The organism is Tenacibaculum sp. M1.3A (assembly GCF_057732375.1).
Genome location: NZ_JBYJEF010000002.1, coordinates 12,040 through 35,709, shown reverse-complemented (window position 1 = coordinate 35,709; position 23,670 = coordinate 12,040). Strand labels below are relative to the sequence as shown.

General features: G+C 30.1%; 24 protein-coding genes and 1 tRNA gene. 18 read left to right on the top strand and 7 right to left on the bottom strand.

What is annotated here, in order from left to right:
• Nucleotides 1-2: 2 nt before the first annotated feature.
• The 4 genes from AC28QF_RS02790 (at nt 3) to AC28QF_RS02775 (ending at nt 4,438) form a co-directional block, all read left to right on the top strand.
• Entirely contained in the window at nt 3-890 is an 888-nt protein-coding gene (locus AC28QF_RS02790; protein ID WP_488200878.1) for a zinc-binding metallopeptidase, read from the top strand.
• Nucleotides 891-895: 5 nt separating this feature from the next.
• Nucleotides 896-2,140 carry a DUF4302 domain-containing protein gene (locus AC28QF_RS02785; RefSeq protein WP_488200879.1) on the top strand — a complete coding sequence of 415 codons (1,245 nt, stop codon included), beginning with the start codon at nt 896-898 and terminating at the stop codon, nt 2,138-2,140.
• A gap of 166 nt (nt 2,141-2,306) precedes the next feature.
• Nucleotides 2,307-2,600 carry an HU family DNA-binding protein gene (locus tag AC28QF_RS02780; RefSeq protein ID WP_488200880.1) on the top strand — a complete coding sequence of 98 codons (294 nt, stop codon included), beginning with the start codon at nt 2,307-2,309 and terminating at the stop codon, nt 2,598-2,600.
• 296 nt (nt 2,601-2,896) lie between these two features.
• Nucleotides 2,897-4,438, top strand: a complete 1,542-nt coding sequence (locus AC28QF_RS02775) for an Rne/Rng family ribonuclease (protein ID WP_488200881.1) — start codon at nt 2,897-2,899, stop codon at nt 4,436-4,438.
• Nucleotides 4,439-4,494: 56 nt separating this feature from the next.
• Here the strand turns inward: AC28QF_RS02775 and AC28QF_RS02770 are convergent, their stop codons facing one another.
• Both AC28QF_RS02770 and uvrC read right to left on the bottom strand, forming a co-directional pair.
• On the bottom strand, nt 4,495-6,684 hold the full coding sequence (locus AC28QF_RS02770; RefSeq protein ID WP_488200882.1) for a patatin-like phospholipase family protein: 2,190 nt from the start codon (nt 6,682-6,684) through the stop codon (nt 4,495-4,497).
• Entirely contained in the window at nt 6,681-8,477 is a 1,797-nt protein-coding gene (gene uvrC, locus AC28QF_RS02765; protein ID WP_488200883.1) for an excinuclease ABC subunit UvrC, read from the bottom strand. The genes AC28QF_RS02770 and uvrC overlap by 4 nt, the downstream gene beginning before the upstream one ends.
• Before the next feature lie 75 nt (nt 8,478-8,552).
• Between uvrC and AC28QF_RS02760 the strand changes: the two genes are divergently transcribed.
• On the top strand, nt 8,553-10,322 hold the full coding sequence (locus AC28QF_RS02760) for a MutS-related protein (RefSeq protein ID WP_488200884.1): 1,770 nt from the start codon (nt 8,553-8,555) through the stop codon (nt 10,320-10,322).
• A gap of 12 nt (nt 10,323-10,334) precedes the next feature.
• A complete protein-coding gene (gene moaA / locus AC28QF_RS02755) occupies nt 10,335-11,327 on the top strand; it encodes a GTP 3',8-cyclase MoaA (RefSeq protein WP_488200885.1) in 993 nt (330 codons plus the stop codon).
• A gap of 126 nt (nt 11,328-11,453) precedes the next feature.
• On the opposite strand, the gene AC28QF_RS02750 is transcribed toward moaA, so the two are convergent.
• Complete coding sequence (locus AC28QF_RS02750; RefSeq protein ID WP_488200886.1) at nt 11,454-11,945, bottom strand: sll1863 family stress response protein; 492 nt, start codon at nt 11,943-11,945, stop codon at nt 11,454-11,456.
• Between the two features lie 299 nt (nt 11,946-12,244).
• Between AC28QF_RS02750 and AC28QF_RS02745 the strand changes: the two genes are divergently transcribed.
• Genes AC28QF_RS02745 through AC28QF_RS02725 form a run of 5 tightly spaced genes read left to right on the top strand, consistent with a single transcriptional unit; the run spans nt 12,245 to nt 16,316 of the window.
• Nucleotides 12,245-13,486, top strand: a complete 1,242-nt coding sequence (locus AC28QF_RS02745; protein WP_488200887.1) for a molybdopterin molybdotransferase MoeA — start codon at nt 12,245-12,247, stop codon at nt 13,484-13,486.
• Complete coding sequence (gene moaC / locus AC28QF_RS02740; RefSeq protein ID WP_488200888.1) at nt 13,483-13,959, top strand: cyclic pyranopterin monophosphate synthase MoaC; 477 nt, start codon at nt 13,483-13,485, stop codon at nt 13,957-13,959. Before AC28QF_RS02745 ends, moaC begins: the two co-directional genes overlap by 4 nt.
• Nucleotides 13,952-14,737 carry a pyrroline-5-carboxylate reductase gene (gene proC / locus AC28QF_RS02735; protein ID WP_488200889.1) on the top strand — a complete coding sequence of 262 codons (786 nt, stop codon included), beginning with the start codon at nt 13,952-13,954 and terminating at the stop codon, nt 14,735-14,737. Before moaC ends, proC begins: the two co-directional genes overlap by 8 nt.
• Nucleotides 14,738-15,847: an NTP transferase domain-containing protein gene (locus AC28QF_RS02730; RefSeq protein WP_488200890.1), complete on the top strand. Its 1,110-nt coding sequence runs from the start codon at nt 14,738-14,740 to the stop codon at nt 15,845-15,847. It begins immediately after the preceding gene.
• A complete protein-coding gene (locus AC28QF_RS02725) occupies nt 15,834-16,316 on the top strand; it encodes a hypothetical protein (RefSeq protein ID WP_488200891.1) in 483 nt (160 codons plus the stop codon). The genes AC28QF_RS02730 and AC28QF_RS02725 overlap by 14 nt, the downstream gene beginning before the upstream one ends.
• A 48-nt stretch (nt 16,317-16,364) precedes the next feature.
• On the opposite strand, the gene rimK is transcribed toward AC28QF_RS02725, so the two are convergent.
• The 3 genes from rimK to AC28QF_RS02710 all read right to left on the bottom strand — a co-directional run bounded on the left by rimK (nt 16,365) and on the right by AC28QF_RS02710 (nt 18,820).
• Nucleotides 16,365-17,738: a 30S ribosomal protein S6--L-glutamate ligase gene (rimK, locus tag AC28QF_RS02720; protein ID WP_488200914.1), complete on the bottom strand. Its 1,374-nt coding sequence runs from the start codon at nt 17,736-17,738 to the stop codon at nt 16,365-16,367.
• Between the two features lie 54 nt (nt 17,739-17,792).
• On the bottom strand, nt 17,793-18,206 hold the full coding sequence (locus tag AC28QF_RS02715; RefSeq protein WP_488200892.1) for a VOC family protein: 414 nt from the start codon (nt 18,204-18,206) through the stop codon (nt 17,793-17,795).
• A gap of 107 nt (nt 18,207-18,313) precedes the next feature.
• A complete protein-coding gene (locus tag AC28QF_RS02710; RefSeq protein ID WP_488200893.1) occupies nt 18,314-18,820 on the bottom strand; it encodes a mechanosensitive ion channel domain-containing protein in 507 nt (168 codons plus the stop codon).
• A 97-nt stretch (nt 18,821-18,917) separates the two neighbouring features.
• Between AC28QF_RS02710 and AC28QF_RS02705 the strand changes: the two genes are divergently transcribed.
• The 4 genes from AC28QF_RS02705 (at nt 18,918) to AC28QF_RS02690 (ending at nt 21,062) form a co-directional block, all read left to right on the top strand.
• Nucleotides 18,918-19,748, top strand: a complete 831-nt coding sequence (locus tag AC28QF_RS02705; protein WP_488200894.1) for a universal stress protein — start codon at nt 18,918-18,920, stop codon at nt 19,746-19,748.
• A gap of 353 nt (nt 19,749-20,101) precedes the next feature.
• Nucleotides 20,102-20,431: a hypothetical protein gene (locus tag AC28QF_RS02700; RefSeq protein ID WP_488200895.1), complete on the top strand. Its 330-nt coding sequence runs from the start codon at nt 20,102-20,104 to the stop codon at nt 20,429-20,431.
• A gap of 18 nt (nt 20,432-20,449) precedes the next feature.
• A complete protein-coding gene (locus AC28QF_RS02695; protein ID WP_488200896.1) occupies nt 20,450-20,824 on the top strand; it encodes a hypothetical protein in 375 nt (124 codons plus the stop codon).
• On the top strand, nt 20,814-21,062 hold the full coding sequence (locus AC28QF_RS02690; protein ID WP_488200897.1) for a hypothetical protein: 249 nt from the start codon (nt 20,814-20,816) through the stop codon (nt 21,060-21,062). The genes AC28QF_RS02695 and AC28QF_RS02690 overlap by 11 nt, the downstream gene beginning before the upstream one ends.
• A 105-nt stretch (nt 21,063-21,167) precedes the next feature.
• Here the strand turns inward: AC28QF_RS02690 and AC28QF_RS02685 are convergent.
• A tRNA-Leu gene (locus tag AC28QF_RS02685) sits at nt 21,168-21,249 on the bottom strand.
• 122 nt (nt 21,250-21,371) lie between these two features.
• On the opposite strand from AC28QF_RS02685, the gene AC28QF_RS02680 reads away from it, so the two are divergent.
• The 3 genes from AC28QF_RS02680 (at nt 21,372) to pth (ending at nt 23,632) form a co-directional block, all read left to right on the top strand.
• On the top strand, nt 21,372-22,313 hold the full coding sequence (locus AC28QF_RS02680; RefSeq protein ID WP_488200898.1) for a ribose-phosphate pyrophosphokinase: 942 nt from the start codon (nt 21,372-21,374) through the stop codon (nt 22,311-22,313).
• 23 nt (nt 22,314-22,336) lie between these two features.
• Nucleotides 22,337-22,927, top strand: coding sequence for a 50S ribosomal protein L25/general stress protein Ctc (locus AC28QF_RS02675; RefSeq protein WP_488200899.1), 591 nt, complete (start codon nt 22,337-22,339; stop codon nt 22,925-22,927).
• Between the two features lie 138 nt (nt 22,928-23,065).
• Entirely contained in the window at nt 23,066-23,632 is a 567-nt protein-coding gene (pth, locus tag AC28QF_RS02670; protein WP_488200900.1) for an aminoacyl-tRNA hydrolase, read from the top strand.
• Nucleotides 23,633-23,670: the final 38 nt, after the last annotated feature.

Sequence of the window (23,670 nt, the reverse complement as noted above, 5' to 3'; positions counted from 1 at the left end):
TTATGAAAAATATAAAATATTTAATCTTAGCTTTTGTAATTACTCTTGGTAGTTGTGAAGAAAAAGATTTACCGAACCCGGATAAAAGCGCAATTAACACTGATTTTGGGCCACAAAATCAATTTGATAACTTCTTAAAAAGAGAATTTGTAGCACCTTATAATATTGAAATTTTATATAAGCTACCTGATATTGAAACTGACTATTTATATACGTTAGTGCCAGCTGAGTATGAAAAATCTATTAGGTTAGCAAACCTTATTAAGTACTTATGTCTAGAACCTTATAATATTGTAGCTCCTGCAAACTTTCTAAAACAAACGTTTCCTAAACAACTTGTTTTTGTTGGTTCAGCAGGTTACAATGCCAATTCAAGACTTTTAGGTACTGCTGAAGGTGGTGTAAAAGTTTCTCTATACGACATCAACGCTTTAGATATTAATGATGTTGATGCTTTAAATGAATTATTTTTTAACACCATACATCATGAATTTGGTCACGTGTTGCATCAAAGAATACCTTTCTCTACAGATTTCACTCAAATAACTTTTGATTCTGGTGAGAGATATGTAGCAGGTAGTTGGAATACTGTTGACGGATACGGAAGTGATGCTGCTGCTTTAGAGGCTGGTTTCATTTCATTATATGCGAGTAACCAAGAAAGCGATGATTTCGTTGAGTTAATTGCTCGTTATGTTCTTTCTACAGAGGCAGATTGGGCAACTAAAATTTCAAATGCAGGACCAGGAGGACCAATCATCACTTCTAAAATGGCAATTATTAAAACGTATTTAAAAAGTAATTGGAAAATAGATATTGATGATTTAAGAGATGAGATACAATACAGGTACGATAATTTAAGTTCACAAGATTTAGATAACATAAATTAAGAAAAATGAAAAAATTTATAAACAAAACCTTAGCGATTTTGCTATTTGTTGGTGTCGCTATATCTTGTGATAACAATGAAGATGCGATATTTAATGAACCTTCTTCTGAAAGGATTCAAAACGCTATTAGCGAATATAAAGACCTATTAACTTCATCTGATAATGGATGGATTATGGAATACTACCCAGATGAATCACAATCTTATGGTGGTTTTAATTATGGCGTTAAGTTTAACAATGATTTAAATGCTGAAGTTATAATGGAATTATTTGATTTCTCTTCTAGAGAAACAAATTCTTTTAATATAATTGCTAACGGAGGACCAGTTTTAACTTTTGACACTCATAATGCAATAACGCATTTCTTTGCTACACCTAATCAGTCTAATCCTAATGCTTTAGGAGGAGATTACGAATTCTTCTTAATTTCTAAAACAGAGAGTTCAATTACTTTAAAAGGTGCAAGATCAAGTAATACAATGCGCATGTTTAAGCTTACTGAATCACCAGAAGCGTATTTAACAAAAGTACTTGATGTTAAAGAATATTTAGCTCCTGCTGCATACACTATTGCTATAGACGGTACTGATTTAGATTTACCTAATACAGGTAGTAAGTTGGTTTTTCCTCAAGGAGATGAAGAATCTATTCCTATGGCATATAATTATACTGACAAAGGTATAAAGCTATACCAACCCGTTACAATAGGTGGTGTTGAAGTGTTAGAATTTATTTTAGATAAAGATGCAAATGAGTTAGTTTCTTTAGATGGTAGCGTGGTTATCTCAATTATTTTGATACCAGATGCACCAATAAATATGGAACAGGATTGGCAAGTGCTTCCTACAAATCCAGTTGCTGCTTCACCTGCAATTATAGACATGTTTGCTCAAGTAGATGCAGCAAATACAGCTCGTTGGGGAGAAACTTTAAGAACTTTCTTTCTTATTGGTAATACTGACCCAACAGGTAGTGCTGTTAGCCCTGGAGTTATGTTTATTTCTGACCCTGGACCTTATGCAGCCCAATACTTATTAGCTTTTAAAGGAGTTATTGGAGCACCAGATCAACTTAATATTACGAAAGTTGAGGGTGGTTTTAATTGGACTTTTTATAACCAAATTGAACCACTGGTTGATTTAATTGCTAACAATGCACCGTACACAGTAGATACTACTGACCCTGCTGCAACGCAAATAAAATTAACTAGTGCTGCTGATCCTACAATTTGGTTTTTTATATTAAGATAAGGTATAAATGTTATTTTAAAAAATGTAACAAAAAAGCTCTAAGATTTAATATCTTAGAGCTTTTTATCTTTAATATTATTATTTTTAATTTTAACTTTTTGGAATAGATATAATTATCTTATATTTGCAGCCTCATTTCAAAAAATAAATTCAAAATATATATAGAATGACAAAAGCAGATATCGTATCTAAAATTTCAGAGAAGAGTGGAATTGAAAAAGCAGATGTTTTAGCAACTGTTGAAGCGTTTATGGACGAGGTAAAGGATGCATTAGAGAGCGGTGATAATGTATATTTAAGAGGTTTTGGTAGTTTTATCATCAAGACTAGAGCAGAAAAAACTGGTAGAAATATTTCAAAAAATACAACTATTAAGATTCCTGCACACAACATACCTGCTTTTAAACCATCAAAAGTGTTTACAGAGGGTGTAAAAACTAAAGTTTCTGTAAAAGAATAAAATCATTAATCAAAGGTCTTTATTTCTAAAGACTTTATAAAACATTTAAAATTATGCCAAGCGGTAAAAAAAGAAAAAGAGCTAAGATCTCTACACACAAAAGAAAGAAAAGAGCAAGAGCAAATCGTCACAAGAAAAAGTAAGCTAACGCTTACTTTTTCGTTGCTTTTATAAGCTTATTTAAGTTCATTGACATTAAGGTTTAAACACCTTAAAACGGTATAAAAATTATACCTGTTTACAAATTTTAATCCGTCTTCGTAAAATTATTACGTTGGCACAAAACTATATTCAGAATGAAAACAGAATTAATAATTCGTTCAAATTCTTCTGATATTGATTTCGCCTTACTAAGAGATGGTAGACTTATTGAATTAAACAAAGAAACAAGCGATAATAAATTTTCAGTCGGAGATGTTTTTCTAGCAAAAATAGGAAAAGTGATGACTGGTTTAAACGCCGCTTTTGTAAATGTTGGTTACCCTAAAGATGGTTTTTTACATTATCATGATTTAGGACCACAAGTACAATCTTTAAACAAATTCATTAAGAAGGTAAGCACAGGTAATTATAAAGAATTCACTTTAAAAAACTTTCGCTCTGAGAATGATATCAATAAAGACGGGAGTATTAATGATGTACTAAAATCAGGTCAAAATTTATTAGTACAAATTGTAAAAGAACCAATATCTACCAAAGGTCCGCGTATTAGCTCGGAACTATCAATAGCTGGTAGATTTTTAGTTTTAGTTCCTTTTTCTAACAGAGTATCTGTATCTCAGAAAATAGCAGACCCAAAAGAAAAAGAACGTTTAAAAAAATTAGCAAAAAGCATAAAACCAAAAGGTTTTGGGCTTATTTTACGTACTGTTGCCCAAGACAAAAAGGTAGCAGAACTAGATAAAGATTTACAAAATTCACTGGAACGTTGGGAGAAAATGTGTAATAGCATCGCTAACAAAAACACGCCAACAAAAATATTAAGTGAGTTAAACAGAGCATCTTCTATTTTAAGAGATGTAATGAATGATTCTTTTACAAGTATTGTAACAAACGATGAAGATTTAATGATTGAAATTAAAGAATATTTACAAGAGATATCACCTGAAAAGGAAAGTATTGTAAAACTTCATAAATCTGACACTCCAATTTTTGAAAAATTTGGTATTGAGCGTCAGATAAAAACATCGTTTGGTAAAACAGTTTCTATGAGTAAAGGTGCGTATTTAGTTATTGAACACACCGAAGCTTTACATGTTATTGATGTAAATAGTGGTAATCGCTCAAACAAAGCTTTAAGCCAAGAAGAAACTGCATTAGAAGTTAACTTAATTTCTGCTACTGAAATAGCACGACAGTTACAACTGCGTGATATGGGTGGAATTATAGTAGTTGACTTTATTGATATGAAGAGTACTGAAAACAGACAGAAATTATATCAGCATTTAAAAGATGCAATGTCATTAGATCGTACAAAGCACAAAATTTTACCTCCGAGTAAATTTGGTTTAGTACAGATTACAAGACAACGTGTACGACCTGAATTAGAAATAAAAACACGTGAACCAAACCCGAATAAAAACGGAGAAGTTGAGGCTCCTATTGTTTTAATAGACAAAATAGAAGCTGAATTAGAACGCATATTAAATAGCGGTAGAGATTACAAGGAAATTACCTTAAATACACATCCTTTTATAGCTGCTTATTTAACTAAAGGCGTAAACTCTATTCGTTTTAAATGGTATGTTCAACACAAAAAGTGGATTAAAATATTACCTAGAGATGCATACCAATACTTACAATATAAATTCTTTTTGAAAAAAAAAGGAAGTAAGTAAGGCAATCTTATTATGAAATAAAAACCCGTTTCTTTCGAAACGGGTTTTTTTGTACTCTAGAACCAAAAACCTAAATTAAACAACCAGTATTTTTCATTATGATCTGGCGACCATGTGTATTTTAATTCTACCGGACCTAAAAAAGTTTCAACACTATAACCCAAAGCATAACCTGATTTGGTGTTTTTAAATAGATTAGCGTCAGAAAAGACATCTTCATCTACTCTAGCGTAATTAGCAATAAAAGAAGCGTAATGCTTCTCTATAACCTGATACCTAAAATTAAACTCTGATTTTAAAAAAGATTGATTATTTAAAGCTCCTGTTTCATATCCATAAAAGGGTTTGAAATTATTAATATAGTTTTGGTTATAACCACCCAAACGATAATCAAACATTATAGATGTTTTTTTTCCTAAAGTATATCCTCCTTCTGCAGTGTATTGAAAAGTTAGTTTGTTATAAAAAGTAGTTGCAAAACCTAATGTTCCTCCGGCTTGTGAAAATTGCTGAAAGGGCTCACCTCCTAAAGCAAATTTTGATAGATTACCATTCCTATCTGACCATACAAACCATTTAAAACCTACATCAGCATAAAAACCTTTTGAAGGAAACATCTCTTTATTATAAGTATCTAACTTTAAAAATGAATAAGCATTTATATAATTACTATCATCAAAAAAGGTTTCTTGACCATTGCTTAATACATTGCTCGATTTTATTTCTATCTTCTTTTGTTCAACACCTACGCCTATTGCAAATTTTTTATCCATTGTTGTTTGCAAAAAAAATGAGTTTGTAAAATCGGCATACCGCACATTAATTAAATCAGTAGCATATAAGAAATCATTGTTAAATGTATTATATCTAGATTTTATACCATAGCTAGGTAATAATCCATTATCTACAAAGTACTGAAAATCGTATCTAATTTTATCTCCAATTCCTACATCTAAAGATAATTCATCATTTTGAGTTAGTAATTTTTTATGGTTATAATTTAATAATACAGCTGATTTATATAACAAATCGTAATGCAAACCAAACCTTAAGTAAGAATTAACATCATCTTCTTGCACTACTAATTCTAGTTTTTTTCCTTTAAAGGATTTTTTAAAATGATAATCTATTCTTTTAAAGTTTTTGGAAGCTGTTAGCGTATTTATTTTGTGGGAAATATCGCTGTATGAAATACTATCTCCTTGGTTTAATTGTAGCTTCCCTAAAATATAATTATTCGTGTAATTTTTGTTTCCTTTAATAATGATTCTATCTACTAAAAACTTTTCTTTTTTAACTTTTAATTTTTTGGGTAACTTTTTATTATATTGGAGTTTAGCTATACTATCAAAGACAATTTTAAAAGTTTTTGCTGTTTTTTTTCCCTCCTCAATAATTTCTTCTTTTTTATCAAAAGAAATCACATTATATTCTTCAACATTTGGTTTAATATAAAAATTTAACAACTGAACTTGATTATCTGATTTTTCATACATTTTAAAATTTACAATTTGCATTAATAAAGAAGCAACAGATGATAACTCTTCTCTTTTTAATAACTCGCCCTGAACACTAACTCCAATTATTATGTCCATATTTTTTTTCTTCATAATATCAACCGGAAAGTTATTTACAACGCCTCCATCAATTAGTAATTTCCCATCAATTTCAACAGGGTTTAATAACGACGGAAAAGAACCACTTGCTCTTAATGCTAAAGGCAAAGAACCTTTATCTAAAATAACCTCTGCGCCAGTTTCGATATTTGTTGCAAGGCAATAAAAGGGTATTGGTAGTTGAGAAAAATCACGAATATCATCTATAGGAGCTAATAGTTCTGTTAAGAAGTTTAAGATGTTTTGTCCTTTCGATAATCCCAAAGGGAGTCCTATTTTCCCTTCTTTAATAGGCAAACTAATAGCATATTTTTCGCCATATTCTTTATTAAAAAGAGGTTTTTCTCTACGAGAAATTTTATCTCTTATAATTGTTTCAAAATCGGTATTTAAAATAATCTCTTCAATTTTATCTGCAGAATATCCTGCAGCATATAAACCACCAACGATGGCTCCCATACTTGTACCGCCAATATAATCTACCTGTACTCCTGCCTTTTCTAATTCTTTTAAAACGCCAATATGGGCAAAACCTTTAGCCCCACCTCCACTCAAAACCAAGCCTACTTTAGGTTGGTTTTGTGCCAGTATAATTGCAGGTAAAAACAATATTATTAATAACTTTTTCATTCTTTCTCTTTTTGATAAAACTGATACACTTTTTGAGCTCTTGAGAACCCAACAATTTCTTTTAATTCTTCTAACGTAGCTTCTTTTACCCTTTTCGCTGATTTAAATTTACGTAATAAATTAGTAATCGTTTGTTTACCAATATCCGGAATTTGTTCTAATTCTGATTGGATAGCACTTTTGCTACGCTTATTTCGGTGTAATGTAATTCCGAATCGATGAGCTTCGTTTCGTAAAAACTGAATTATTTTTAAACTTTCTGATTTTTTATCTAGATATAAAGGCACAGAATCTCCTGGGTAATAAATTTCTTCTAATCGTTTTGCAATTCCTATAATAGCTATTTTTCCTCGTAAACCTAAAGCGTCTAAACTTTTTAAGGCTGATGATAACTGTCCTTTTCCTCCATCAATAACAATTAATTGTGGCAACGGTTGCTTTTCTTCTAACAAACGTCTGTAGCGACGAAAAACCACCTCTTCCATCGATGCAAAATCATCGGGTCCTTCAACGGTTTTAATATTGTAATGACGGTATTCTTTTTTACTCGGTTTTCCGTCTTTAAAAACCACACAAGCAGCCACAGGATGCGTTCCTTGAATATTCGAGTTATCAAAACACTCTATATGGCGTGGCTCTTCATGCAAACGTAAATCTTTTTGCATTTGACTCATGATTCGTTTTACATGACGATCTGGATCTACAATTTTTATTTGCTTAAACTGCTCCATGCGATAATACTTCGCATTTCTTTCTGATAAATCTACAATTCGTTTTTTGTCTCCTAATTTCGGTACCGTCACTTTAATTTGCTCTCCTAAATTGACTTTAAAAGGCACATAAACTTCTCTTGATAACGAATTAAATCGGTTGCGAGTTTCTATAATAAACAACTCTAACAATTGCTTGTCGGTTTCTTCTAGTTTCTTTTTTATTTCCGTGGTATAAGATTGTACAATTGCGCCATTCATCACTTTAAAAAAGTTTGCATAACCGTGAGTTTCATCAGAAATAATAGAAAAAACATCTACGTTATTAATAGACGGATTTACAATAGTAGATTTCGCTTGATAATTTTTTAAAGAATCTAATTTATCTTTAATTTTCTGAGCTTCTTCAAACTTCATATCCGAAGCAAAATCGAGCATTATTTGTTGTAATCGCTCTAAAATTTCTTTAAAATTTCCTTTAAGAATATTACGAATTGCCCTAATTTCTTCTAAATAATTATCTTCATGTTGATGTCCTTCACAAGGTCCTTTACAATTACCTAAATGGTATTCTAAACACACTTTATACTTGTAAGAATCTATTTTTTCTTGACTTAAATCGTAAGAACAAGTTCGTAGCGGGTATAACTCTTTAATTAAACTTAAGAGTGATTGCACCATTTTCATGTTGGTGTAAGGTCCAAAATATTCTGAACCATCTTTTACAACTCTTCGAGTAGAAAAAACTCTCGGAAAACGTTCTTTTTTTATACAAAGCCACGGATATGATTTATCATCTTTTAATAAAACATTGTAACGTGGTTTATACTTTTTAATTAAGTTGTTTTCTAGCAATAATGCATCTGTTTCAGTATCAACTACAACATGCTCTATCCGAACAATTTTTTTGACTAAAATTCGCGTTTTACCATTCTCATGAGTCTTCGTAAAATAAGAAGAAACACGTTTTTTTAAGTTTTTAGCCTTACCTACATAAATAATCACCTCATCTTTATCAAAATATTGATAAACTCCTGGTGAAGAAGGTAATGTTTTTAGCTGAAGTTCTAATGAAGTTGGCATACAACGAAAATACAATTTTATAAAGATATGTAAGTTGCTATATGTACATTTACACTAATATTTATTTACTACACAATGCAACAACCAATTCCTTTTTATAAAGAAGAAATCAATAGTTTAAATACCGTTTTAATTGCGTTAAAAAAACGATTACGAATAACTCGTGTTTTACGTCTTTTGGCTTTCTTAACCATTTCTTTTTCAGCCTATATAGCTATTACAAAAAACAACTTATTTTTTATTGCAAGTGTCATCGCTTTAATTGCTTTTGTTTATTTAGTAACAAAACACTTACGTTTAAAACAAATAAAAAGCCTTCTAGAAGCAAAACTGACTATTAATAAAACAGAAATAGCTGTTTTAAATGGTACATTTTCTGATTTAGAGAGTGGAAAAGAATTTACAAATCCCGAGCATTATTTTAGCAATGATATCGATTTGTTTGGCGTTGGTTCTTTCTTTCAATACATAAACAGAACGGCAACCAATGAAGGAAAAAAGTTATTAGCGGCTATTTTAACAAGTAACGATATTAACAGTATTGAAGAAAAACAAAAAGTAGCACAAGAACTTGCGTTAAAAATAAAATGGCGCCAACATTTTACAGCTGTTGCTAGTTTAATAAACACAAAAACGGCAATACCTGTTATTGTAAAATGGGTGCATTCTTATGAGCAGAAACTACCTGCTTTCTTAACACTTTTTTCGTATGTTTTTTCTGCTATTTCAATTATTTTAATTGGCTTATTAAGTTTTGATGTTATTCCGTTTTCTGTACTTTTAATCTGGTTTATAATTGGGTTAATAACTACTGGTTTCTTTTTTAAAAACATTCAAGATTTAGCGACTGAAACTACCAAAGCTAAAGAAACATTTAATCAATACCATCAGTTATTAGCACAAATAGAAAGTGAGGAATTCACCAATTCAACATTAAAAAACAAACAAGCAAAAATTCAACAAGAAAACAAAAAGGCTTCTACCATATTTAAAGAGTTTTCTAAAAAACTAGATGCTTTCGATCAACGTAATAACATTATTATTGCTGTTGTTGGTAACGGACTTTTTCTTTGGGATATTCGCAACACTATTAAAGTAGAAAAATGGATTGCTACCTACAAAAGCACTGTTGAAGAATGGTTTAATGTTGTTTCTTTTTTTGATGCACAAAATTCGTTAGCAAATTTTGTTTTTAATAAACCCCAGTATATATTTCCTACTATAAATAACGAAAAATCAGTTTTAAACGTATTGAATTTAGGACATCCTTTATTGAATGCTACAAAAAGGATAGACAATGATTTTATAATAGATAATGAAGAATTTTTTATTGTTACTGGCGCAAATATGGCAGGAAAAAGTACTTTTTTAAGAGCTGTTTCGTTAGCAATTGTAATGTCTAATACTGGTTTACCAATATGTGCTGAAAAAGTAAAATACAATCCGGTAAAACTAATTACAAGTATGCGAACTTCAGATTCTTTAAGCGATGATGAATCTTACTTTTATGCCGAATTAAAACGTTTAAAGTTTATCGTAAACGAAATTAAAACAGAAAATTATTTTATCATTTTAGATGAAATTTTAAAAGGAACAAATAGCATGGATAAAGCAATCGGTTCTAAAAAATTCATCGAAAAACTAAACAAATCAAACTCTACCGGAATAATAGCCACACACGATGTTAGTTTATGTGAATTATCATCAGAATATACGACCATTAAAAACTATTATTTTGATGCTGAGATTATAAACAACGAGTTACATTTTGATTATAAAATGAAAAACGGCGTGTGTAAAAACATGAACGCTTCCTTTTTATTAAAGAAGATGGAAATTGTTTAATACCTTTACAATATGAGTAAACTTATTGATAATTTCGGCAGACAAATTAGCTATGTTCGATTGGCAGTAACCGATCGTTGCAACCTTCGCTGCCAATATTGTATGCCTGCTCATGGTATTGATATTGTGCCACGAAAAGAACTATTAACTTATAAAGAAATGTATCGCCTTATTCGTGTACTTACCGAATTAGGTGTTAATAAAGTTCGTTTAACAGGTGGTGAGCCTTTTGCTCGTAAAGATTTTATGTCATTTTTAGACATGTTATCTTATAACGATTTGTTAGAAGAAATTAATATTACTACAAACGGAGCATTAGTTGCTAACCATATTCAAACTTTAGAAAAATTAGAGAAAATAAAAAACATCAATTTAAGTATTGATAGTTTAGACACTCATAAATTCGCAAAAATTACACGTCGTGATGTATTTCCTGAAGTATATAAAACTTTCGAATTATTAGAGAACAGCTCTTTAAACTTAAAGTTAAATGTAGTGGTGCAATCTGGTTTTAATACTGATGAAATAAATGATTTTGTTGCTTTAACAAAAGATAAAAATATTGCAGTTCGTTTTATTGAAGAAATGCCGTTTAACGGAAAAGGACAGCGTGACATTAAAGAAAGCTGGAATTATAATAAAATTATAGAAGAAATAAAATCTGAGTATACTGTTGCGCCTATCGTTTCAGAAAAATCATCTACATCACGTAATTTCTCTATCGAAAATCATCAAGGAACTGTAGGGATTATTCCTGCATTTACACGTACTATTTGTAACGATTGTAATCGAATAAGAATTACCTCAACCGGTACTTTTAAAAACTGTTTGTTTGATGATGGTGTTTTTAACTTGCGTGATTTTATTCGTAACGGTGCAAGTAACGACGATTTAAAAGAACTTTTTTTATCTCTGATAAAAGAAAAACCCGAAAATGGATTTATAGCAGAAGCAAACCGTAAAAAAGGAAGTGTTACTGAAAGCATGAGTACTATTGGTGGGTAATAATGTATTATAAAGCCAATATATTCACACAAAAAAGAGATTGTTAGTTGTAAACTAACAATCTCTTTTTTATTAAAAGTAAGTTTAAAAACCGGCTCTTAAATTTTATTTATAAAATAAAGAAGATTATTTCTCTAAATCATCCGCCAATTTATCAAAGCTATTTTCAACATCTTTGTACGCTTTTTCAAAACTACCTTTAACTTCTTCCCAGTTATCTTTGGTACTATTTCCTAATTTATCAAAACTTTCCCCTAATGCAACTCTTTTCGCTTTTAACTCCGCTAACATTTTATTGTTTTGCTCTTTAGTTTCAGCTTTAGCTTCATTAAAATTTTCTTTGATATTTTTCTCAGCTTTTTCAATTTCAGTATCAAGGTATTTTAATTCCTCCTTAACTTTCCCTTCTAAATCTGTCTTTTTATCAAACGCGTAATCACTTAGGTTATCAAAGCTGTCTTCAATATCATCTGCAACATCTTCTAAGCTCTCTTTAGCATCCTCCATTAACTCTTTAGCGTCCTCAGTAATTTGTTCCTTTTTTGTTTTGTTATTATCACAAGACACTAATACCAATGATAAAACTAAAGTTATAGCTGTTAATTTGATTAATTTCATTTTTATATTTTTATGTTAATGCCTACTATTTTAAGGATGTTCGGCTTTAGTCCTAATGATGATACAAAACTAAACATATAAAAAGCTCAAGTATTGCTCAAATAATAATAAAGTTGACTCATTTAAAAAAGTCTTTTAAAGTTCATTGATAATTAAGCACCTATTTGCTTAATATAACAACTACTAAACATATATAAAATCTACAAAAATGTAAACCTTATATTTTCTGACTAAATAAATTCATAACTTTGATTTTTAACAAAAGTGACATCATTATTAGACCTCTGATAACTTAAAATATGATTTCTGTAAAAGAAGCTAAACATATAATTTTACAAAACACTCAAGATTTCGGAACAGAAGAAATTCCGTTTATAACATCTGTAGGCCGAATTTTAAAAGAAGATATTATTGCCGATAGAGAATTCCCCCCTTTTAATCGTGTTGCTATGGACGGAATTGCAATAAACCACTCTTGTTTTAAAAACAACCAACGTAACTTTAAAATTGAAGGAATTCAGCCAGCCGGTAGCAAGCAGTTATCTATGCAAAATTCGGAAAACTGCATAGAAGTAATGACTGGCGCTGTATTACCTAACAACTGCGATACCGTAATTCGTTATGAAGATGTTATTATAGAAAACGGAATTGCAAAAGTTACTGTTGATGTTATAAATGAACATCAAAACATCCATCCGAAAGGAAAAGACAAAGCACAAGGAGTTGTTTTAATTAACAAAAACACTATTATTTCACCTTCCGAAATCGGTGTGATTGCTACTGTAGGTAAATCGACTATTAAGGTAGCCAAACAACCGAAAGTAATGATTATTTCTACAGGTGATGAACTGGTTGATGTGCATGAAACTCCTTTAGATTATCAAATAAGAAGGTCTAATGTATACACGTTGGTTTCTTTATTAAATGAACTAAACATTCCTTCTGAAACAGCACATATTACTGATAATAAAACTATTTTAAAAGAGAAGATTGCTGGCTACCTACAAGAATATGATGTGCTTTTATTTAGCGGAGCGGTAAGCAAGGGTAAGTTCGATTTTTTACCTGAGGTGTTAACTGAATTAGATGTAAATAAGCTGTTTCATAAAGTAGCACAACGCCCCGGAAAACCTTTCTGGTTCGGCATCACAGATGCTTTAGGTATTAATAAGCAGCATGTTTATCAGGGTAAAAAAAACAATAAGACAACTGTCTTTGCTTTTCCTGGAAATCCAGTTTCTACTTTTGTAAACTGTTTGGTTTATTTTTATCCGTGGTACTATGAATCTGCAAGTATAAAACAAAATGAAAAAACAGCTATTTTAGCTCATGACATAAAGTTTAAACCTAATTTAACTTATTTTTTACAAGTAAAATTAAGTTATCGTTTTGGGCATTTAATTGCAACTCCTATAGAAGGAAATGGCTCTGGGGATTTAGCAAGTTTAGTTGCTGCTGATGGTTTTATTGAAATTCCGAAAACAACACAAATTGAATTTAAATCAGGAAGTACTTTTCCTGTAATTAGGTATAAAAAATGAACAAATTCACACACATAAACGAGCAGAATCAACCTAAAATGGTGAATGTTTCTGATAAGAAAATCACCAAACGAACTGCGGTTGCAAAAGCCAGGATGTTTTTAGGATCAGAAATTATTTCTCATTTTAAAAATGAGGACTTAATTACTAAAAAAGGACCTGTTTTTCAAACTGCAATTATTGCTGGTATTCAGGCTGTAAAGAAAACATCCGATATTATTCCTATGTGTCATCCGTTATTAATTAACGGTGTAGATATTGATATTAATATTGTTGATAATGAAAATTTAGAAGTGCTTTGTAAAGTAACTATTGAAGGTAAAACAGGTGTTGAAATGGAAGCTTTAACCGGCGCTTCAGCAACTTGTTTAACTATTTATGATATGTGTAAAGCCATCAACCAAAAAATGGTGATTAAAGAAGTTAAATTAGTTGAAAAAACTGGTGGTAAATCGGATATTAAAAATGGATAAAATAGCAATTATAGGTGCAGGGAAATTAGGTTGTGCAATCGCAGACGGCCTTTTAGAAAGTGGACTACTTCCTTCTTATTTAAGTTTATCAAGAAGAAAAACAAGCTCTCTTAAAAAATATACTGAGGCTGGAGTTTTAGTAACTTCAAATAATAACGAGGCAATTAAAAATGCAACTGTTATTTTATTATGCATAAAACCTCAAAAAACTACGCAAATATTAGAAGAGTTAGCTATAAAATTAACAAATCAGATAATTATTTCTACAGTTACAGGGATAAGTTTATCAGAACTGAAATCTATCATTAAAAAAGAACTTCCTCTGTTTAGAGCAATGCCAAATACAGCAGCTGCGATTAAACAATCAATGACTTGTATATCTACAATTAACAGCACAAATGAGCAAAAAGACCAAGTAGAAACTATTTTTAAAAACTTAGGCAAAACAGTTTTTATTGAAGACGAACTAATGGCTTCTGCAACGGTTTTGGCCGCAAGTGGAATTGCATTTGCTCTCCGATATCTTCGTGCTTCTATGCAAGGCGGTATAGAAATAGGTTTTAGTTCTGAAATGGCACAGAAAATATCAGCTCAAACAATAAAAGGAGCTGCTGAATTAATTTTACAACACGGTAATCACCCAGAAAGTGAAATTGACAAAGTAACCACTCCACAAGGAATTACCATTACAGGGTTAAATAAAATGGAACAAGAAGGTTTTAGTTCTTCCATTGTTCAAGGGATTTTAGCTTCTCAAAATAAGATAGATAATTTATAGATGGCACATCAAAAACACGCAAATATCACCAAAAAACACAATGACAATTATGCTACTAATGAGGTTGCTATTTTAGGAACTAAATGTGGAGTTATTGCCGAAATAGTTACAAAGGTTTCAACTAAATTATCGAACTATAACTTAGCGTATTTCGACGCTTCCCACGCAAAAAATCTTGATGAAAACATAGTAACCGAATATACCTTTCATCATGAAGGTAATTTACACGTAAACACAACATCAACAGTTAATAAGTTTGAGCAACGTTTACAGTTTATAAATCATGATTTTGTATTTATAAACGGAAATCATTATCAAGGTGCCAAACAAATATTGATTTTAGATAATGAAAAAGAAGCATCTATAAAAAAGAGATTAGATCAAATAACAAACATCCAATTTATTGTAAAATTAAATCCTGCTACTAAGATTTTTAATTGCTTGATTGAAAAATTTCCGCTGATAAAAAATACCACCTGCTATACGATTCAAGATATTGATAAAATTACAAATCATATTCATAATTTAATAAAAGAAAATATTGCACCTGTTAAAGGATTAGTACTAACTGGCGGAAAAAGTACCCGAATGGGAGCAGATAAATCTGAATTAGATTATTATGGAAAACCTCAAAAAGAATACGCAAAAGAACTTTTAGAAAACAATGCTTTAGAAACATTTTATTCTGTACAATTACCTTCTAAAAAACCAACTGAAATTCACGACACTTTTTTAAACCTTGGTCCTTTTGGCGGAATTTGTTCTGCTTTTCAAAAAGACCCTAATTCAGCTTGGCTGGTAGTAGCTACAGATCTTCCTTTTGTAAATGATAATTTGATTCAGTTATTATTACAGAAACGAAATCCGAGTAAAACAGCAACAGCAATTAAAGGGGTAAGCAAAGAATTTCCTGAGCCTTTAATTACCATTTACGAACCAAAGGCGTATTCTAAATTGCTACAATATTTAGCACAAGGCTACTCGTGCCCGCGTAAAATGTTAATTAATTCTGATGTTGAAATTATCGAAATAGATGATCGTTTAATTAGAAACATCAATACGCCAGAAGAGTTTAAAATCGCTAAAAAAGAGATTCATGAACATGAATAAATTAGTAATAATAAAAGGTGGCCAAAAACATTTTATCTTTCGGTTTATAGCAGCTATTCTTTATGCTTTTGCTGTTTTTATCTTAGTAAAGTTTTTTATCAATACCTCAATATCAACTATCGAAAATTATACCATTTCCTTTTTACATGTTCTGGAAATGGAAATTTATATTATAACACTTGCGTTATTAGCTTCTGTTGTAAATAATCATCATTTTAACCTTAAAGAAAATGTGTATCGCAAGTATTATGCTGTTGGTCCTTTTGGTTATGGGAGATGGCAAGATATAAGTAAACTTACTTACACATCAATTTATTTAAATAGCAATGATGTTTACGAGGTAATTATTTGGGATGAAAGTAATGATCGTTTTAAAATTTCATTTCATAACGAAGAGAATAATGCCATTGAAACTGCAAAATATATAGCAGATAAGTTAAGTATTGACTATTATGCTAAGAACGCATAATATTATAAATCGCTCATTTAAACAAAATGAGCGATTTATATGAAGTAATTATTTTTTAGTCTTAAGCTTCTTTTCGATAGCTTCAATCATAATATTTGCAATATCTAAACCTGTTGCTCCCTCAATACCTTCTAAACCAGGAGAAGAATTTACCTCTAATAATAACGGACCTTTATTAGAGCGAATAATATCTACACCGGCAACTGGCAGATCTAAAATTTTAGCCGCTTTAATTGCTAATTTTCGTTCATCAGAAGTTATTCTAATTTTAGATGCAGATCCTCCTTGATGAATGTTTGCTCTAAACTCACCTTTTTCGGCTTGCCTTTGCATTGATGCTACTACTTTACCATTTATCACAAAACAACGTATATCTTGTCCGTTAGCTTCTTTGATAAATTCCTGAACAAGAATATTTGTTTTAACACTCTTAAAAGCATTAATTACACTTTCTGCCGCTTTCGTAGTTTCTGCTAAAACTACACCTTTACCTTGGGTACTTTCTAATAACTTAATTATTAATGGCGCTCCGTTTACCATTTTAATTAGGTCTTTTGTATCTAAAGGAGAGTTTGCAAAACCTGTTATAGGAATCTGTATATGATTTTTAGCGAACAGCTGTGTTGCTAACAATTTGTCTCTTGATTGATTAATTGCATCTGCAGAATTTAAACAATAAGTTCCCATTGCATCAAACTGCCTTATTAAAGCACAAGCATAAAAAGTAACAGAAGGCTTAATACGAGGTATAATAGCATCAAACTCATCTATAATATTCCCACCGCGATAACGTATTTGAGGCTCTTTAGCATCAAATTTCATATATGCTTGCTGAACGTTAAGAAACACCATTTCATGACCTCTTAAACGACCCGCTTCCATTATACGCCTGTTGCTAAAAAGATGTGGATTACTAGCTAATAAAGCTATTTTTAATCCTGTTTTTTCTTTCTTAAAAGTGGCATATTTTTCATCTAAATCTTCTTCGCTAAAAGTTCCTGATAAATACGTTTCTGAAGCGTTTACTAAGTAACCGTTTGACAATGCTTCACGCCCCAACAACATCCTAAATTCCATAGAATCTCTATTGGCAAGGGTTAATTCTATCTCAAAAGTTTCATCACCTAAAGTTATAAGTGTTTTTATTACGATACGTGGTTCTGAAATACCTGTTGAGCTTTTTATTGAACGTTTTGAATGAATTTTAGATTCACATGTTATACTAATACTTCTGTTTTCTTGTAGCGGATTAACATCAAATCTCACCCATTCTTCAGTATCTTTTAAAAATCTAGTGATATTATTAGCTTGTATTGATGATGTTTTTGCACCTGAATCTACTCGTGCTTTTATGGCTGGTATACTGAAAGATTTAAATGAACACCATTCTTCGCTTCCTATTATTTTTAAATTATTCAATATTATATTTTTATTTAATGTAAAGGTTAAATTTATTCTTCTGTAAGCTAAACCATTTTATAGCATAAACATTTCATTCTCTTCAATAAAACTTTTAAATTCTATTGTATAACCGTTAGGATCTTTCACAAAAAAAGAAACATGTTCTCCGTTTTTATCTTTTAAGAATGTTTTGGTAATAATGGTTTCTGATGACCAGCGGTTAATTCTGTCATGCATTTTTTCCCATTCCTCAGCGTCTAAAACAACCCCGAAGTGAAAAGAGGGTAAAACATCTTTATCAAACGTGTAATTAGGTGATTCGAAATTAAACTTTTCTACTAAAACGTATGTCAATTGGTTATTAAATAAATTTATATCTAGCCAATCGCTCGTTTCCCTACCAAAGTTTAAACCTAAATCTTCAGTGTAAAATTTTTTAGTTTCCTTAATATTTAAACAAGGAAGCGATAAATGAAATATAGATGCCATGATTTTAAGCTTTTTTAGGGTGTTTTTTTTCTATATAAATATCTTCTTATTTTTAAATATACTAATTTTAACTATGTAATAAGTAGACATCTTTTTAAAAATACAAATTATTTTTGATTTTGTATCAACTCAATACTTTTATAAAGTATTATGGTATTAGGTATTGTTATTTTTCTATTTCCTTCTGGTATATGTAACATCACATAAAAACCAGTAATATTTTTTACTTCACCAGTTAAATCATATTCTTTGTCCATAATTTTTATAGTATCACCAATACGCATTGGATGATAAAAAAACAAAATTACACTAGCCGTTAAGTTAGATAAAATGGACCATTGTGCAAAAAAACCAACACCTAATACTGCTAAAATAGAAGAAGCAAAAACACCTATTTGTTTAAACTCTATTCCTAAAATTATAAGAATTAAAAAAAAAGCAAACACATAGTAAACTAAGTAAAAAAGATTAAGTATTAACTTTCTTCTATGAGGTTCTATAGCATTTTTAATAACATAACTCTTGGTTATTTTTTTAGTAATAATAACCGAAACAGAAAGCACTATTAATAAAATTAATAGTAGAATATATTTGTTAAACAAAAAATTATCCATTGTTATTTTTATTGCAAAATTATGTTTTTAATTTTTTTATAATTGATTTTATTTTAAAAAAAATTATATTTGATAAAATAATTGTAATCAACTTATTATGAAAAATATATTAATTCCATATGATTTTTCTGACACAGCTATTAATGCTTTAAACTATGCTAAAAAACTTTTTAAAGGATTAGATATTTGTATTTATTTATTAGATGTTTATATCGCAGAAAAACCACATTTACTGAGTTCAGAAAAAAGCGAAGAATGGTTTAATGAAATGGATAATGAGATTGAAGAAGAATCTAAATACTTAATTGATATTCTTAACAAAGAAAACGAAAATTTCGAATATCATTTTATTATTAATGCAACTTCATTAATCAGCGCGATTAAAGAAGTTGTTTCTGACAAAAAAATAGATTTAATAATTTCTGGTACAAAAGGAGCCAAAAGCCTAAAAGAAACCTTTATTGGCACCAATACTATGAAAATTATTAACACCGTTCATAATTGCCCTATATTAATGGTGCCAACCGACTATAAATACAAATTGTTGCATCAAATTGTGTTTTCTACAAATTATAAAAGATCTTTTAACAATAAAGAGTTAAAATCGTTACTTCAATTAAGTATTTTAAAAGATTGCCCAATTGAAGTTATAAACCTCTCTGAAGAATATGTCTTAAACAGTAAACAAAAAGCACACAAAATACAATTAAGAGAAATTTTTAAAGATTTAGGTGTTGAATATAAAAAAATAGATTGGGATGACTCTGAAACTAATACCTTAGAAAAGTACATAGAACAAACAGAAAGCGAATTATTAGTTTTAATAAACCATAAACACAATTTTTTTAATCGACTGTTAGAAGAAAATGTCATTAAAAAATCTGCTTTTCACAGTAAAATTCCATTATTAATTTTACCAGAATTATAAATATCTATAATCGTTTAAAAAAACCGACTAAAATACAGTTGTTTTTTACTCTTAAGAGATCCTTTATTTTGTAGAAAAGAGTTTACTTCATTTTTTTTATTTTTATTATGTCTGAATAAGAATTTAAACAACAAGTATTTATAATCATATATTAATATTTTTATACTCAAAAATTTAATTTTAGAGTTCAAGGACTTAAAAAACTACACCTCAAACCCCCTATCAACACTGTATATTTTGCAAAGATTTCGATCATAAATATAATATAGTGCTATAATTTAATATTATTGTTCAATATCTTATTATTACTTATATCATAACTTTGATTTATCTCAATAAATAGAGTAAAAAAATTGGAGCTAGAAAAACTACTAAAAGAAACAAAATCGAAAGCAATTTTCCTTTTAAAAGAAGATGGAGAAACTATTGATTTTTATCCTAAAGAAAATGATTTAGGAGATTTACAAGATAAAATAACAGTGTTTAAGGCTACTATATTTAACATGAGTAATCATTTTTTTAGTAATTATTTTAATGCTAATTTAAAAGAGATTATACTTAAATCTGACAATGAAAATATACTTATTATTAAACACAATGAGTATATATTATGTTTCTTATCAGATAAAAATATAAATATTGGATTGCTAGAACTTATTTTGAAAAAAGAATTTAACTACTAACTATAAAACAAATAAAAAATGCAAGAAATTTTAGACAAATTGGTAACTAATGTAAAAGAGAATATTTCAGGATACATAGGAATTAGCGTTGCGGAAATGGCATCAGGTGAATCACTTATATCAGATTCTGCTTTAGAAGGCTTTGATCCTGCTTTAGCTTGTGCATATAATGTAGAGATCATTAACGCTAAACGTAAAGCAATGAAATCTTTAGGTTTAAACGAACAGTTAACTGATATCCACTTTAACCTAGAAACTCAAATACATATCATAAATATTTCTCCCAGTGGTGAGTATTTTGTTTATTTAGCTGTTGATTCTAAAAAAGCGAATTTAGCGCTTACCAGAACACTTTTAAATAAGTATAAACAAGATTTAAATAATGAACTATAATGAGATTCATTTAACAAATTATAATTTTGAAGACACATTTATTGATTTTATAAATTCTTATCAACAAGCTTATAAAATCAAAGTTCTACAAAATGCACCTGCCCCCCTAGAAGTGCAAAACAATACTTCAGAGAAAAGAGATATTAAAGCAATACTTGAAGATTTCTTTTTTTCTCCAAAATACGACAGCGTTTTAGATGTTATAGGATTTGGAAATAAAAAAACAATAGAAAGTTAAATAAACTAGAAGAAATTCTCGTTTTTTTGTTCAAATTCATGATTAATAAATGTTATTTTTAATCATTAAAAAACCTCAACTATAAATAGTTGAGGTTTTTATTTGTACTCGAGGCGGGAATCGAACCCGCACTTCCGAAAAAACTGGATTTTGAATCCAGCGCGTCTACCAATTCCGCCACTCGAGCATTAAGCAGTGTGCAAATCTATAAAATATTTTAATTAATTCGTTTAAAAATAAGTTTTAAACTCTTAAAATAGTTTTACTTTTGCTCTAACAACAACACTAACTATAAATACAAATTTATAAATGCCTGTAGATCAATTAAGCCCAAAGATTTTTGCATGCTCTCAAAGTACTGATCTTGCTGAAAAAATTGCTAAAGAATACGGAGTAACTCTTGGTAATATAGAAACAACTCATTTTAGTGATGGTGAATTTCAACCTGCTTTCGAAGAATCTGTAAGAGGTCGAAGAGTTTTTCTTATTGGATCAACATTTCCTTCAGCAGACAATTTAATGGAAATGCTATTAATGTGCGACGCTGCTAAGCGTGCTTCTGCAAGACATATTACAGCTGTAATGCCATATTTTGGATGGGCTCGCCAAGACAGAAAAGACAAACCTCGTGTAGCTATTGGTGCTAAATTAGTTGCTAAGCTATTAGAATCAGCGGGAGCTACTAGAATTATGACAATGGACTTACATGCTGATCAAATACAAGGGTTTTTCGAAAAACCTGTAGATCATTTATTTGCTTCTACTATTTTTCTTCCATATGTAAAAAGTTTAAAATTAGATAATCTTACAATTGCTTCTCCTGACATGGGAGGTTCTAAAAGAGCATATGCATACTCTAAATATTTAGAAAGCGATGTAGTTATTTGTTATAAGCAACGTGAAAAAGCCAATGTAATTTCTCATATGGAGTTAATTGGTGATGTAGAAGGTAAAAACGTAATTCTTGTTGATGACATGATTGACACAGGAGGAACACTTACTAAAGCTGCTAATTTAATGATGAAAAGAGGCGCATTAAGCGTTCGTGCAATTTGTACACATCCTATACTTTCGGGAGATGCTTATGAAAAAATTCAGAACTCTAAGCTAACGGAGTTAATTGTTTCAGACACAATTCCTTTAAAAAAGAGTGTATCTAAAATAAAAGTGGTAACTTGCGCCACTTTATTCGCTGATGTGATGCATAAAGTTCATGATAATACATCAATTAGCGGACAATTTTTAATGTAAATAAATTTAATAAATAAGAAGTAATGAAATCAATTACAATCAACGGATCACAAAGAGAAAGCGTAGGTAAAAAAGCAACTAAAGCCTTACGTAATGCTGGAAAGGTTCCTTGCGTATTATACGGAGGAAAAGAGGCAGTACATTTCTCAGCAGCAGAAAAATCATTCAAGCCTTTAGTATTTACTCCAGATGTATTTACTGCTACGATTGAAATAAACGGTACAAAATATAGTGCTGTTTTACAAGATATCCAATTTCACCCAGTTACAGACAGAATTTTACACGTAGATTTCTACCAAATCTTTGAAGACAAAGAAGTAACTATGGAAATTCCTGTACATTTAGTAGGTACTGCTAAAGGTATTATGTTAGGTGGGGCTTTACGTCACAACTTACGTAAGTTAAGAGTAAAGGCTTTACCAGCTAACTTACCTGACTTTATTGAAGCTAACATTACTAGATTAGAGATTGGTAATAAATTATATGTTACCGAATTAAGAAATGATAACTACGCTTTATTACACCCAGATAACACAGTAGTTGCTCAAGTACGTATGTCTCGTAACGCAGCGAAAGCAGCAGCAGAAAGTGCTGATGCTACTGCAGAAGCATAAGAAATTATACTACAATTTTATAAAAGCGTTACCTTTGTGTAACGCTTTTTTTATTTTTACCGCATGGTTTTAAACTCATTATTTAAAAAGTTACTTAACTTTTCTAAAACACATACAACAGATACAGCGCAACATTCGATGAAGAAATTTTTAATTGTAGGTTTAGGTAATATTGGTGATAAATATCACAACACACGTCATAATATAGGCTTTAAAATAGTAGATGCTTTTGTTAAAGAGCACGATGCTAGTTTTGAAACTGAAAAACTAGGGGATATTGCCAAATTAAAAATCAAAGGAAAAACAGTAATCGTTTTAAAACCTAATACTTATATGAATTTAAGTGGCAAAGCGGTAATGTATTGGATGCGACAAGAAAATATTCAGGTTGAAAACTTATTGGTAATTACCGATGATTTAAATATTGATTTCGGAAAACTACGTATAAAACCAAAAGGTAGTTCTGGTGGACATAATGGATTAAAAGATATTCAAGATAAATTTAACACCGGTGCGTACCCTCGTTTTCGTTTTGGTGTTGGTGCTGATTATGGCAGAGGTCGCCAAGTAGATTATGTATTAGGCGAGTGGAACAAAGATGAAGAAAGCGAAATGATTGAACGCATACCAACTTCTGTTAACGCTATTACTTCTTTTATTACAGCCGGAATGGCAAATACGATGAATGAATTTAATGGCAAATAATTCTTTATATAAACATAAAATGCTCAGCGTTAATTTAA